This is a genomic window from Tabrizicola sp. (assembly GCF_036781545.1).
Taxonomy (GTDB): Bacteria; Pseudomonadota; Alphaproteobacteria; order Rhodobacterales; family Rhodobacteraceae; genus Tabrizicola.
The window spans coordinates 1-13,255 of sequence record NZ_DAIQAT010000026.1; the positions used below are offsets into that span (position 1 = coordinate 1).

11 protein-coding genes and 1 tRNA gene are annotated in these 13,255 nt (G+C 62.5%); 5 read left to right on the forward strand and 7 right to left on the reverse strand.

Annotated elements, in window-relative coordinates; genetic code table 11:
- Window positions 1–443 (reverse strand): ATP-dependent Clp protease proteolytic subunit (locus tag V7Q39_RS06770; RefSeq protein WP_333815798.1); only part of this gene is annotated, 443 nt, incomplete at its 3' end.
- Window positions 444–861: 418 nt separating this feature from the next.
- Here V7Q39_RS06770 and V7Q39_RS06775 point away from each other — a divergent pair.
- Entirely contained in the window at window positions 862–1,353 is a 492-nt protein-coding gene (locus V7Q39_RS06775) for a CAP domain-containing protein (RefSeq protein ID WP_333815799.1), read from the forward strand.
- A gap of 2 nt (window positions 1,354–1,355) precedes the next feature.
- Here the strand turns inward: V7Q39_RS06775 and V7Q39_RS06780 are convergent, their stop codons facing one another.
- Entirely contained in the window at window positions 1,356–2,669 is a 1,314-nt protein-coding gene (locus V7Q39_RS06780) for an ATP-binding protein (RefSeq protein ID WP_333815800.1), read from the reverse strand.
- A 50-nt stretch (window positions 2,670–2,719) separates the two neighbouring features.
- On the opposite strand from V7Q39_RS06780, the gene V7Q39_RS06785 reads away from it, so the two are divergent.
- From V7Q39_RS06785 to V7Q39_RS06795, 3 genes are all read left to right on the forward strand, one after another.
- Window positions 2,720–3,586 (forward strand): MBL fold metallo-hydrolase, encoded by an 867-nt coding sequence (locus V7Q39_RS06785; RefSeq protein ID WP_333815801.1) that lies wholly within the window; start codon window positions 2,720–2,722, stop codon window positions 3,584–3,586.
- A gap of 70 nt (window positions 3,587–3,656) precedes the next feature.
- A tRNA-Asn gene (locus tag V7Q39_RS06790) sits at window positions 3,657–3,731 on the forward strand.
- A 447-nt stretch (window positions 3,732–4,178) separates the two neighbouring features.
- A complete protein-coding gene (locus tag V7Q39_RS06795; protein ID WP_333815802.1) occupies window positions 4,179–5,207 on the forward strand; it encodes a tyrosine-type recombinase/integrase in 1,029 nt (342 codons plus the stop codon).
- 767 nt (window positions 5,208–5,974) lie between these two features.
- On the opposite strand, the gene V7Q39_RS06800 is transcribed toward V7Q39_RS06795, so the two are convergent.
- The 5 genes from V7Q39_RS06800 to V7Q39_RS06820 all read right to left on the reverse strand — a co-directional run bounded on the left by V7Q39_RS06800 (window position 5,975) and on the right by V7Q39_RS06820 (window position 12,353).
- Window positions 5,975–6,538 (reverse strand): ribonuclease H family protein, encoded by a 564-nt coding sequence (locus V7Q39_RS06800; RefSeq protein ID WP_333815803.1) that lies wholly within the window; start codon window positions 6,536–6,538, stop codon window positions 5,975–5,977.
- Window positions 6,539–6,977: 439 nt separating this feature from the next.
- Window positions 6,978–8,009: a restriction endonuclease gene (locus tag V7Q39_RS06805; RefSeq protein WP_333815804.1), complete on the reverse strand. Its 1,032-nt coding sequence runs from the start codon at window positions 8,007–8,009 to the stop codon at window positions 6,978–6,980.
- 3 nt (window positions 8,010–8,012) lie between these two features.
- The gene (locus tag V7Q39_RS06810; RefSeq protein WP_333815805.1) at window positions 8,013–10,928 is read right to left on the reverse strand and encodes a class I SAM-dependent DNA methyltransferase; all 2,916 of its coding nucleotides are present in this window, start codon (window positions 10,926–10,928) and stop codon (window positions 8,013–8,015) included.
- A gap of 257 nt (window positions 10,929–11,185) precedes the next feature.
- Window positions 11,186–11,830 carry a recombinase family protein gene (locus V7Q39_RS06815; RefSeq protein ID WP_333815824.1) on the reverse strand — a complete coding sequence of 215 codons (645 nt, stop codon included), beginning with the start codon at window positions 11,828–11,830 and terminating at the stop codon, window positions 11,186–11,188.
- Between the two features lie 139 nt (window positions 11,831–11,969).
- On the reverse strand, window positions 11,970–12,353 hold the full coding sequence (locus V7Q39_RS06820; protein ID WP_333815806.1) for a hypothetical protein: 384 nt from the start codon (window positions 12,351–12,353) through the stop codon (window positions 11,970–11,972).
- 626 nt (window positions 12,354–12,979) lie between these two features.
- On the opposite strand from V7Q39_RS06820, the gene V7Q39_RS06825 reads away from it, so the two are divergent.
- Complete coding sequence (locus V7Q39_RS06825) at window positions 12,980–13,222, forward strand: hypothetical protein (RefSeq protein WP_333815807.1); 243 nt, start codon at window positions 12,980–12,982, stop codon at window positions 13,220–13,222.
- Window positions 13,223–13,255: the final 33 nt, after the last annotated feature.

Below are 13,255 nucleotides of genomic sequence, written 5' to 3' on the forward strand. Positions count from 1 at the left end.
TGGATCATGATGTCGGTCGCCTGGCCCTGATAGCCGCCCGACGGCTGGTGCACCATGATCCGGCTGTTCGGCAGGCTGAAGCGCATCCCCTTCTCGCCCGCGGTCAGCAGCAGCGAGCCCATCGAGGCCGCCTGCCCGATCACCAGCGTGGAGATCTTCGGCCGGATATACTGCATCGTGTCGTAGATCGAGAGCCCCGCCGTCACCACCCCGCCGGGGCTGTTGATGTACATGCTGATTTCCTTGGACGGGTTCTCCGATTCCAGGAAGAGAAGCTGCGCGCAGATCAGGCCGGACATGCCGTCATGCACCGGGCCGCCCAGGAAGATGATCCGTTCCTTCAAGAGGCGGCTGAAGATGTCATAGGCCCGCTCGCCCCGGCTGGTCTGTTCCACGACCATGGGGACGAGGGTGTTCATGTAGTGCTCAACGGGATCGCGCATCGGTGCCTGCCTCTCGTGTCTTGTCCGAGGAATATCGTCGTATGTCTTGCCAGAGTCTTAGTGGGGTGGCACGGGGGCCGCAAGGGCACCCCAAACGCTTTTGCCGCCGGGCCCGGAACGGCCGGGATACAGCGGGCGCCCCGCTCCCCGGCGCGCACCGCCGCGACCGGCTGGCGCCACCTCGATCACCTCGCGCATCCACCCGTCCAGCCGATCCGCCCGCCACCATCCCGAAATCCTTCCCGGCGGAGCAGCTTCCCTTACAGCGAACCCGCCCGGCGAAGCTTCGCCTACTCATCCTCAGGCAGAGTGCAATAGACTCGATTCTCGCGTATTTCACCTTTTGCACCACATTCTGCCCGATTCCGGCCCAACTGCTCTGGGATTGGTGTGTGGCGCCAGAAGATGGGGAAATGTCATGTTGCAGCGTATGCGCCTTGCGGCCTTTGCCGCATCGACCTTGCTTTGCCTTGCCGGGGGCGTGCAGGCCGCCGGATGCTCGATTCCCCCGAATGCCGATGCGATGCAGAAGGAACTGCTCGCCCACCTGAACGCCGAGCGCAAGGCCCGCGGGCTCTCCGCGCTGACGCTTTCGGCCAAGCTGGACAAGGCAGCCCAGGGTGCCGCCTGCGACAATGCCAAGCGCCGCTCGATCAGCCACGTCTCTTCGGACGGGGGCACGCTGAAGACCCGCCTGCGCCGCGTGGGCTACGGCTTCCGCACCGCCGCCGAAAACACCGGGCGCGGCTTCTCCTCGGGTGCCCGCGCGGTCGAATGGTGGATGCATTCGCCGCACCACAAGGACAACATCCTGCTGCGCAAGGCCCGTGATGTCGGCATCGGCATCGCCGTCAGCCCCGCCCCCGACAGCAAGCTGCACTGGATTCTCGTGGTCGGCGCCGCGAAATAGGCCTACCGCGCGATCACCAGATCAACCCGCAGCCCCCCCAGAGTCTCGCTCTGCGACAGCCGCAGCGCGCCCCCGTGGCTCAGCGCGATGTCCGAGGCGATGGAAAGGCCCAACCCCACGCCCGCGCCCCGGTTCGGATCGCGTGACGCATCCAGCCGGGTGAACGGGCGCAGCGCCTCGTCCCGCCGCTCTGCCGGTATCCCCGGCCCGTCATCCTCGACCTGAATCCGCAGGCTGCGGTCCTGGAAGGTCAGCCGCAATTCCACGCGTGAACCGAAGCGCTGCGCATTCGACACCAGGTTCTCCACCGCCCGCAAAATGGCCTGCGGCCGCATCGCCACCGGCTCGGGCACGCCTTCGATCGCGGCCAGCCGTACCTCCGGCCCCGCCCGCTCCACCAGCCCGCGGATCAGCGCCACCGCATCGGTGGGCTCCGACCCCTCCATGGCATCGCCGCGCACGAAGGCCAAGAACTCGTCGACCATCCGCTCCATCTGCGCCACATCGGCCTGCAAGTCCTCGACCTCCGGGTCCTCCGGCATCAGCGACAGCGCCAGCCGCATCCGCGTCAGCGGCGTGCGCAGGTCGTGGCTGACCCCCGACAGCATCAGCGTGCGCTGCTCGATCTGCCGCTCGATCCTTGCCCGCATGTCCAGGAAGGCCCGCCCCGCCGCCCGCACCTCCTGCGCGCCCCGCGGCTTGTAGCTGACCATGCGGCCCTTGCCGAATTCCTCCGCCGCCTCGGCCAGCTTGGTGATGGGCCTGAGCTGCCGGCGCAGGAAGAAATAGGCGATCACCGTCATCAGGATCGAGGTGAAGACCATCAGCACGATCAGCTGGTGCGGGTTGGCCGCCGACATCCGCCGGCGGTGGATCTCGGCCTCCACCGGTCCGAAGCGGCTGTCAAAGCGCAGCCGCACGATCCGGTTCGCGCCCGTCAGGTCCACCGCCACCAGCCCCGGCAGGCGCTTGCGTAAGGTGGCGATGATCGTGTCGCCCGACAGGTCGATTCTCTGGCGCCTATCCTCTGTCGGCGCATCCGGCCCCGCCGGCAGCGTCAACGCGATCTCCAGCGCCTTCGCCAGCGGCACCACGCGCGCCTGGGCCTCCTCCAGCGAGGCGCTGGCATCGATCTCGTCCAGCAGGAAATCCAGATCGATCGCAACCCCTTGCGTCATCTGGCCGGTCACGTCTTCATAGAAGCGCTGGATGAACTCGGTCGAGAAGACCAGTTGAATGATCATGATCGGCACGATCAGGATCAGTGCCGCACGACCGTATAGGCCCCGGGGAAGAATACGTTGGACGACCGACATCGCCTTGAAGCCTACCCGCGCCCGCGCCCCTTGGAAAGCCGTGTCCCCCGATGACCTCCGATCCGCCGATCCGCACCCTCCTCGCCCCGAACCCTTCGCCCCTGACCGGCGCCGGGACCAACAGCTGGCTGGTCGGGGCCACCGCCCTTGCGGTGATCGACCCGGGCCCCGACGACCCATCGCATCTCGCGGCGATCCTCGACGCCGTGGGTCCGGGCCAGCACATCAGCCATATCCTCGTCACCCATGCCCACCGCGACCACTCGGCCCTCGCGCCCCGTCTCGCCGCCGCGACGGGGGCCCCGGTCCTCGCCCACGGCATCGCGACCGAGGGGCGGAGCCCGCTGATGGCAAGCCTCGCCTCCCGCCTGCCCGCGACCGGCGAGGGTCTGGACCTCGCCTTCGCCCCCGACCGGCGCCTCGCGGACGGCGATACGATCTCCGGCCCGGACTGGAGCCTCACCGTCCTCCACACCCCCGGCCACCTCGGCGGCCATCTCTGCCTGGCCCTGGGCGACACGCTCTTTTCCGGCGACCATGCCATGGGCTGGTCCACCTCCATCGTCTCGCCGCCCGATGGCGACATGGGCGCCTACATGGCCTCGCTCCACCGCCTTGCAACGCAGGACTGGCGCCGCTTTCTTCCCGGCCACGGCGACCCCGTCGAGACGCCCGCCGCCCGGGTGCAGGACCTGATCGCCCACCGCCTCGGCCGCGAGGCGCAGATCCTTCAGGCCCTCGCCGGTGGCCCCGCAGGCATCCCTGAGCTCACCGCCCGCATCTACACCGAGATCCCCCCGCACCTCCTCCCCGCCGCCGAACGCAACGTCTTCGCCCATCTCATTGATCTTGCGTCCAGAAACCGGGTGGAGGCTCATCCGGAACTACATCCCGGCGCGACCTTCTCCGCGCTTTGACCGCCCCCGCATTTTCCCGCCATTTGCCCCTTGCCGCCCCCGACCGCCCTTGCTATAGACCGCCCCGTGTTCCGGCGTAGCTCAGCGGTAGAGCAGTTGACTGTTAATCAATTGGTCGTAGGTTCGATCCCTACCGCCGGAGCCAGTTTCCCATAGATACTGGAAAAATATCAAGGACTTGAGTGACTTACTGTCCCTCTCGGTGCACACTGCGGCACACGCGAGGCACACATGGGGCTCATATTGAAGCACGTCGAACGGACGAAAGCGGGCACTTGGCAGTATCGCCGAAGGGTGCCCAAGGAAGTCTCCGCGAACATCACCAAGAGGGAGTTCAAGCGGAAGCTTGGGGATTCGGAGAGAGAGGCCCTCGCGGCCTATCCCCGGTATCATGCCGAGGTCGAGAAAGAGATTGCCGAGGCCAGATTGGGCCGGGTGCGGTCGGAGGCTGCGTCACGCGCGGGTGCCAGTGAGCGGGAAGCTTATGTTGAAGCCCTGCGGCGTCGGGCTGATCTGGTGGCAGCGGGTGCCAGTGATCGAGACTTGGAGTTGACGGCTGACAGCATGGCGGATGCGTATCCGCAGGATGAGTATGAGCCCGGAGGGGGTGCCCCCGGTGGAAAGGCATCTCATCAACCTGCTTCGCCACGGGCCGGAGATGCACAAGGCCCCAGAGCCTACCTTGGGCGATGCCAGAACGTTCTATCTCAAGGAACGTGGTGGCGACGAACCCCCGGAGGCAGTCCATCGCTTTGAGGTGGACACTGACCGGATCGTCGGAAGGGTGAAGGAGGCGCTAGGGCGTGACCCCGTGCTGACCAGTCTTACCCGCGAAGATGCCCGCAAGGTGCGCGACTACATGCTCGATAGGCTGACCGCTACGGGCAGACCAATCTCCCCCGCGTCGGTCGCACGGGACCTGAACGGGCTGAACGCAATCATCAACTTCACCGCCAAAGAGATGCCACTCCCGGCCACCTTTCAGAACCCGTTCAGCGGCCTTTCGGTGGGCAGGGTGCGGGGTCGGTCCGCCGAGGGAGACAACCGTGATCCCCTGCCAGAGGGGGTCTTGAAGGCTGCACGGGCGCGTATCGTCGGTCATGCCAAGCGTGACTTGGCGCTGATCTGGAGGCTTCTGGAGGGGACCGGGTGTCGCCTGTCAGAGGTGTCTGGACTTCGGGTCGAGGACGTGGACGTGTCCGGCGATCTGCCGCATATCCGGGTGACATGGCATGAAAACCGGAGGCTTAAGACGGATGCCTCTAGCCGGTATGTCCCTTTGGTCGGGGACGCGCTGGAAGCGGCCAAGGAAGCCCTCAAGCTGCCCCGTGTGGACAACCTACTGTTCCCCGATTATGGCCACGTCAGGGGCGGCGATGCGGCATCAGCGTCATTGATGAAGCACGTCAGGGCCGTGACCAAAGACCCCAAGCATGTTGTCCACTCCCTCCGGCACAACATGAAAGACAGGCTCATGCTGGCGGAGGTCGCATCCCTAGACCAAAACCTGATCCTCGGTCACGCACTGGGCGGTGTCGGTGAGCGGGTCTACGGCGGAGACGCTGCCAAGCTTCGTGTTACCACACGGGCGATGAAACGGGCTTTCGGCTTGTCAGAGTAAGCTGATTAAGGAGGGTGTCGGTCGTGGATGCCCTTCAAGGAAAGCAACTCAGGGGCCCGTGGTCGGACCCCTCTAGGTGCATTACTTCGTATGCGGAGGGACTTTTTCCGGGCGTCCGCCCAACCCCCACAACTCGCGGGTCTTTGCCCTGCCAGCGGTCAGCCAAAGGAGACCCTTGCAGATGGGCCGCAGGGTATCCGAAAAGTCCCAGCCTTCGTGACGGCACGGAGCCTTCCTTTGGTGCTCGGGACGTGAAGGGGTGTGACCTTCTGAGTCACCCGTCTCCCCGGTCGGAGGCTCTGGGCATTCGCCGGACACGACTGCCCGGACGCCCTGTCCCCAGAACATCCTGCAATAGGCGTCTGCGGCTTGGGCGATAGTCCGGTAGGTGGCAGGGGCGTGGCGAAAGAACAGGCCCGTGTCATCGGGACTGGCCCGCAAAAGCGTCGGATCAGTTAGGATGTTCCGCAGCTTCGTGTCGCCACCTCTTGCCCGCCCGATCAGGTCTGACATTAGCCCAAGTCGCTTGTTCGGCGGCGATGTGTAGACCAACTCCGCCAGCCGCATAGCGGTGTCGTAGTGCTTCCGCGCACGCAGCCGAAGGTCCGGGCTATGGGCTACATTGCGAGAGCCTCTGGTCACGTTCCTTGTCGCTACCTTGGCACACGGCTTGCAGCAATAGCGGTGATCTTTTCGCCGGGGCAGAAAGGCCGCTTGGCAGGTAGGGCAGCATATCGCCACCCCCAGCCCGGTTGCGTCGAATGGCATCAGCGCGCCCCGGCGGCCTTGGTTTCTGCCTTTCGGGCAGCACGGTATGCCAACCTGTCGGCCCGCTCGTTATGCGCTGATCCGTTGTGACCTCGAACCCATGCCCAAGTGATGTTTCGCCCCTCTGCGGCTCGCTCAAGGCGCTGCCAGAGGTCAGCATTCTCCACTGGCTTCCCGTCCCCCTTGCGCCAGCCCCTTGCTTTCCAGTTCGGCAGCCAAGAGTTCATCGCGTTTGGGATCAGGTTGGCGTCACAGTGGAAAGTGATTTGTTCGTCGGTGACAATTCCGAGGGCTTCGAGGGCGACACATACTGCCGTCATCTCCATGCGGATATTCGTGGTGATATCATCGGCAGAGCCAAAGATTTCCCGTCGCTTGATTTCTTCGCCCGAAGCGTCCAGGCGGAGGATGACAACTCCATAACCACCGTAGCCGGGGTTCCCGATGGATGACCCATCGGAGTAGATCGAGATGCGGGTCTGGCCCTCGGAGGGCTGGGCACCGCTTGTGCTTGCGAGGAAAAGATTGTCGTGGGTCGTCGTTGGGATGGTCTGGTGTGTCATTTCTTGGACTTTCGATTGGGTGAGTCTTGGAGTTCCCCGGATACGACCGGGGGTGTTGGCAGAGCAGAAGTTGGGCTGAGATGCACCGAACAGGCACGACGGACGCATGAGACGTTCGCTGCGTTGCGTCCTATGATAGGGTGTATTTGCAGCCGGACCTAAGCGAGGCGTTACTTGCCGCCCTAAGCGGTGGGGAAATCGGGGCAGTAGTGACTGCTTACCAATCGTCCCTAAGCGATGTGGAAATCGGTGACGCCCTCAGCATTGCGTGAAACAACGGTTCACGAGCGAGCGGGTGAATCCCATAGTCATCGAGAAGACGTGTATCACCAGCTCTCCTAAGATGAGTGGTAATCGGTTCTCCTAAGGTAAGGGGAAATTCACTTCGCCCAATGATAGGCCCGATTGGCAAGCTCCTAGGTTGAGGGGTTTTCGCCTCTCAGCCGTCTGTCAGGTCGGGAACGTATATCTGCTTTAGTGGGATCAGCGAGCGGTAGCGCGGCGCGAGCTTCCCGTAGTTGCTCAGCACCATTTCGACAAATTGCTCCCCGTCGATCAAGCGCAGCTTTGCGCGGTTCCGTTCAAGTTCCACGGCGCTTCGGCTGTAGGACCCAAGGTTCACATAAAGCCCATACTCGCCTTCCCCGAGGGTGCCCAACAACTGGTCCACGTCGGGGCGCGAGGTCTGGTCCGTCTTGCGCTTGCACTGCACCTTCACGATGGGCGGCTGGAACCCCAGGGCGTCCATATGGGCTATCACGTCAACGCCCCCGTCGGCCGATTTTGGGGTCACGCGCGCCCGGTAGCCCATGCACTCCATCAGGTGGGCAACAAAAGCTTCAAACTCATACCCCGACATGCCGCCCATGATGCGCCGGATCACAAAATCGCCCGTGGTTTCTTCAGCCTGACGGGACACGGCCACGGTGGCGGTATCGTCATCGGCAGCTTCCTCCAGAGTGTCAGTGACGGCCTCCGGCCCCGCAACGTTCCCCGCAATTCCGACCTTCGCCAGAAACTCGCCCGCGTGGCGCTTCACCTTGAACAGGGTGACGGCAGACCCGATCTCGTTCAGGGCACTCTGGCTGAAATCGTTGCGGGGGAAGTGCCCCAACCACTTGACGCCTCGGCGGTTCGGATACTCGTCAGCATCGCCCTCCACATAGGCCGTTTCGCCCGTGAAAATGCCGATGTTCACCATGCGGTCGTGCTTGGAGGGGTAGATCACCACATCTCCGGGCTGCATCTCGAAGGCGAACCGATAGAGGATGCCCGCGTGGACCGGCACCGCGCCCTCTTTCTCGCCCCTGCCGCCAGCAACCAGCGCGGCTTTAAAGGCTTCGCGGGTGCCAGCGATCTTCCGTATGTCCCCGAGCTGGTGCCAGCCAATGGCGACATAGCCCCCCTCGGTCGGACGGTCCCCCACATGATCCCCCATGTGAACGCCCCAGACGGTCGGATTCTTCGCCACGGCTTATCCCTTCTTCTTCTCGGAATCGGCCCGTTCCTGATTCAAACGGAACAGACGCGAGAGGATTTCGTCGTCAGTCAGCTTGCCAGCCCGCCAGTCGTCGCCCCAGCCGTAGGCTTCGGCTACGGCCTCATCCAGCGCGCGGTGGGCGTGGTCCAGCCATGCGGGGCGGGCGTTGTAGAGGTTGGTCAGAGTGCGCTTCTTGAGTTCGGCGGCTGCGGCATCATTCTTGGGCAAGAGGCGGTCAGGGTAGCCCGGCACCACCTCGGGTACCCGGTCCACGAGGTCGGACGGGTTCAGCCAGTTTTCCCGCAATTCGTTCAACCGGGCGGCGGCGGCGGCGATCTTCTGGGCGCGCACGTCACGGGCAAATGCGGCGGCGGAAACGTCGGGCGTAAGTCCTTCGGGGAACGGGAAAGTCTCGAAGGTTGTTGAGGGGGTGTATCGAGGATCATTCCCAACGCCGAGGAATGTGCCCAACCGCAGCGCCCAAAGTTCATGGAAGTGGGAGTGCAGGATACCGAAGGTCGTATCGTCATCCTTCGCGACGGCTATGGTAGCACTGTCAGGCACCGTTCCCACGGGCAACCAAGCGAATAGCCGGTGTTTAGCAACGCGTGGCGTAACTATGTAACGCGGCAGACCGCTGAGGGCAGTCCACATTTCTTGTCTTGGCCGCTCATGTATCCACCAACTCATGGCATAGCCACGCGATTGCCTGGCGACGCGTTCCGGCTTTATGTGGATCTCGGAGTAGGTGAACGGTCTTTCAAAGAGTGCTGCATCTTGCTCACTCATCATCCAGCCAAAATCGATAATCCATTTATCTGCGGGGCGACGCGTTAGATCCATTCCGTTCACCCACGGGCGGAGAACGTCTGAATTTGGACGTCCATTTGGGTTCAAAGGCAGGGTAAGCCACTGCCGCGCCAATTCACCCGGGATGTCGAATGCACCTCCCTTTGTGTCACCCATGAAGGCCGCACCTCGGTTTTGTGACATTCGCTCGGCACGAGTTAGGTCGACTCCGCTTCCGTCGTTCATTCGCGCGGTAAGGTCAGCATAGACCTCGGTCACAGCCTCCCCGTCGAGTTGAGAGGGACCGCCGCGCAACTTGTCAAAGCAGACTATAGAAACTCGAACCGCGGCCCCCTCAACCGTCCAGTCCTCATCGCTCCAGGCGGCAAGAATGCGCCCGCCTTCGGTTATGGACTTCAGCACCGCACGGTTTGCCCCGCCCCGGATGGAGTTAGTCGCGACAAGCCCCGCCCGCGTCAAACTTCCCGCCCCGATTGCCTCCCATGCGTTGGCAAACCAATAGCATACGAAATCCGCCTCAGGCCGAACCAAGCCCCGATAGGCTGCAAACAAGCGGTCAACAGTCCCATCGCCGAGTTCGGCACGCATTCGTTTCGTGCCCAAGAACGGTGGGTTCCCCACGACGGCATCCGCCTTCGGCCACTCCGCCCGCGTCCCGTCCGGGTTCAACACCGCGTCACGGTTTTCGATATTGGTCAGCGTCCGCAGGATCGGGTTCCGCGCAGCCTCAAACCCGTTCCGGCGCATCCACTGGATTTCCCCGATCCAAACCGACACGCGCGCCAGTTCGGCTGCATAGGGGTTCAGTTCGATGCCCAGCACGTTCTCGGGCCCGACGGACAGCAAGGCTGGACGCTGCAAGCCCAGAGCCTCGGCCTCCAGGTTCGCCCGGTGTTCTATGTTCTTGAGTTCCGTCAGGGCAATGTAGAGGAAGTTCCCCGACCCACAGGCCGGATCAAGCACGCGGTAATCGCGCAAGCGGTCAAGGAAGCCCTGCCGAAGTTCCTCGGCCTTCTTGAAGGCACGGTTTCGTGCCGCCAGTTCAGCCCCGACCAACAGCTTCTCTTTCGTCGCCACGGGGGCAGCGTTGATAGTGGCCGCGATCTCATCCCGTATGGCCGCCCACTCGGCCAGCAAGGGCTGCACTACTACCGGCACGACAATCTGCATGATCTTGTCGCGGTCGGTGTAATGCGCCCCAAGCTGGCTCCGCTTCTCGGGGTCCAGTCCGCGCTCGAACAGGGTGCCCAGAATGGACGGATCAATATCGGACCAGTCGAGTTGCGTGGCACGGATCAGGTCGTCAAGGTCTTCCCATGTGAGCGGAAGCGCCTCGTCGGTGTCGAACAGCCCGCCGTTGAACCATTCAACCTGTTCAAAGCCTACGTCGCCCCCGGTCCGCATCGCAGCGAACAGCTTGCTGGCTTGGTTGGCAAAGGTTTCGGGCTTGGGGCGGGAAACCCGGATCATCCGCTCAAACATCTTGTCGGGCAGAAGGTTCACGTCTTCGGCGAACATGCAGAAGACCAGACGGTTGACGAAGTGTGCGACGGCGTGGGCATCGTGGCCCCGTCCGCGCAACCGCTGGGCAATCAGGGCGAAACGCTGGGCGGCTTCTTCGGTTAGGACTTGGCGGGTCTTCTGGGGTTTCAGCTTCTCGGGGTTCTCGAAACAAGCGCGCAGGAGGTCGCGCTTGGCCCCGTCCATCAGGTCGTCCAGGGCGATCTCGTGCACCATCTGGACCGTGTTGGTCCAGTTGGTGTGGATGCGGATGCGGTCCATGTCGGACACGACCAGCAGCGGCGGGTTCTCCAAGGCAATTGCATACTGCAAAAGCTGGCCGAACGCCTTGTCGAGGTCCTTCTTCTTGCCCTTGTATTCCCACGCGAAGCAGTCGCGCTTCCACACATCCGCCCAGCCCTCGCCCCCTGACGTCTTGGACGCACCTTTCTCGAAACAGAAGGTGTCCCCGGTCTTGTCCGATGTGATCGGGTCAGGCACCCCCAACAGGCGGCACAGGTCGTTGAAATGGGACTGCGATGCGCTGCGCTCTTTCAGTTCAACGTCGCGCCACTTGTTAATGAATTCCTGCGGGGTCATCGGATTCCTTGGTGCCAATATGCCCCTGGACTAAAGCACCCCGCGCCCCGGACGGTCAACGGAAGGAAGCCCAAAAGACCCCGAATGATGGAACGGAAAGGGCCCCCGAGGTTTCCCCCGAGGGCCAGCAAAGAAAACAGATAGTGAGGCACAGACAGGGGCTAGGCCTCACTGCCCGAGTGCGTTCCAAAGGGACCACGCCGCCCCCGCCACCATCACCCCATTGACCACCCAGAACACCACTTCGAGGACCAACATCATGCCCGCACCCCTTCCCACCGGGCAAGCGCCGCCTCGGCATCCTCTGGAGCTTCCATGATGCGCCGCACAGCCGCCCGAGACAGGCCGGACGCATTGGCGATGGCGGATGCCCCGTGCCCCTGCCCCGCCATGTCCAGCACCTCGGCCAGCTTCACCCGGTCATAGCTGGGCTTTCGCCCCCGGTAGGCTTCGATCTTGTCTCGTGCCGCCGCGATGCCCGCCTTCTGAGCCTCTTTCGTGGCCTCTGCCTGTGCCTGTGCGGTTGCCGCCATAAAGGCTATCAGGGCGTCCCTGACGGCTTGCTGCATCGGGTCTTGGGTGGCCCCGTCGAAGGTCATGTTGTTGATGACGGTGCGGATGACCACGCCCCGCCGCATGAAGTCGCGGATGGTGTCGGTTACGTCTTGGTAGTTGCGCCCGAGGCGGTCCACCCAACGCACCACCAGAGTATCCCCCCGGCGCAGCATGTCGAACAACCGCTTGCCCTGCGGGCGTTCAACAAGGCGGGTGGTAATTCCTGAAACGCCGTCATCGGCCACCACCTCGTCAGTCTGGAAACCCGCCGCTTCGGCTTGGGTGCGCTGGTGTTCTAGGTTCTGTTCCGCAGTCGAGACGCGGGCGTAGAGGATGGTTGCCATGATGGTTCCCTAAGCTGGCCGTTGAGGTGTTGGCCGTTTATAGGGTGGCCGTTGGAATCTGTCAACAATCAACGGCCACCATCTCAGAGTCCATTCAAGGTGGCCGCTGGGGCATACCCTAGTGGCCACCATGAACGTAAAATCACTTGAAACCGTTGCCGCGATACACGTTCCCTATTGAGGTCACTGCGATACCCCACATCTTGAACACCACACCAACATCCCACTCGTCGGCGTCTAGGTCCGATGCGACGTAACTTGCAAACACCGCCTTCTGGCCACCAAACAGACCGCGCCCGGCGTCGAGTTTCAAGAACAAGAAAGCGGTCTTTAGCTGGTGCGGAGAGAAGAAGAACAGCATTCCGTCCTGCGCAGCCTCTATGACACCTGCCCCACCCTCGCTAAACATCGGATGCCCAATACTCAGGTCGGCTCCCTTGCCCCGACGCACCTTTACCGCCTCCATAGCGGTCCGAACTTCGTTCTCAGTGAATGGGATTCGACGCGATCCAGAGACAACGTCCATCAATCTTCTTATCATGCATTTCCACCCTGGGTTGTTCCAGGATCGTGCCCGTTTTCTCTATTGGATTCAATGGATTTCGAGCAGAAGTTCAGTAGATCACCCAGCCAAACGCGAAACGACATGAACGGTTGTGACGGCCATTGACGCATTGGCGCGGCGACCTGCCTTGCACAGTCTGGTGGACTGCGTGGCGGTTAGGTGAAGTGTGTGGTGCCCCTGAAACGTTGGAGAGCGACCCCACCGGGGGGGCACGCGACTCGTTGCCTATTGAGGTCAGGGCCTCAGATTTTTGATCCAAAACTAGATCGACCCTGACATGGGGCAAAGCAGCAGCTAGAACAGCAGGAACATGACCGGAGGTATTATGTTCTTCACGAAAGCTGGCCGGATAGTCGCATGGATTGGAACCGTGCTCGGTTTCCTTGTGATGCTTACGGGATATGAGATCGACATAAACGGAACCGCGTCCATTTTCGCGGACATTCTCCCGATAGCAACCCCCCAGAGAGCGGAGGCACAGAGCGACGTATTCAGGCATCAAGGTGCGGTGGTGCTTTTCTGCGGCCTTGTCTTGGGTATTCTGACAGAAATCAGCTGGTCAGTGTCCGGCAAGGTTGAGGAATAAAATGCTGAAACTTGGAGGTATCGTCGCGTGGTTGGCGCTGATCATGGGGGTGCTTCGCGCTGCCATCGGTTCGTTCGTCGCCAGCATTGACGATCCGGCGTCAAGAGCCGCAGCAGCATCCCGTTACCTGGGGTCAGCTACAAGCGGCGAAGCGATTGACCAAGGTATCAAGGTCTTCTTGTTTGGGCTGGTGCTAGGGATACTGGTGAAGATCGCGCGGTCATTGTCCGAGAAGAAGGAATGAGCCTTGCGCGTGTGCACTGTCCCCGCCAAGAAT

Excerpts from the sequence above, each read along its gene's own strand:
- V7Q39_RS06800 (WP_333815803.1), bottom strand. The coding sequence starts at position 6,538 with ATGACACACCAGACCATCCCAACGACGACCCACGACAATCTTTTCCTC.
- V7Q39_RS06820 (WP_333815806.1), bottom strand. The coding sequence starts at position 12,353 with ATGGACGTTGTCTCTGGATCGCGTCGAATCCCATTCACTGAGAACGAA.
- V7Q39_RS06785 (WP_333815801.1), top strand. The coding sequence starts at position 2,720 with ATGACCTCCGATCCGCCGATCCGCACCCTCCTCGCCCCGAACCCTTCG.
- V7Q39_RS06780 (WP_333815800.1), bottom strand. The coding sequence starts at position 2,669 with ATGTCGGTCGTCCAACGTATTCTTCCCCGGGGCCTATACGGTCGTGCG.
- V7Q39_RS06810 (WP_333815805.1), bottom strand. The coding sequence starts at position 10,928 with ATGACCCCGCAGGAATTCATTAACAAGTGGCGCGACGTTGAACTGAAA.
- V7Q39_RS06795 (WP_333815802.1), top strand. The coding sequence starts at position 4,179 with ATGAGCCCGGAGGGGGTGCCCCCGGTGGAAAGGCATCTCATCAACCTG.
- V7Q39_RS06825 (WP_333815807.1), top strand. The coding sequence starts at position 12,980 with ATGCTGAAACTTGGAGGTATCGTCGCGTGGTTGGCGCTGATCATGGGG.
- V7Q39_RS06775 (WP_333815799.1), top strand. The coding sequence starts at position 862 with ATGTTGCAGCGTATGCGCCTTGCGGCCTTTGCCGCATCGACCTTGCTT.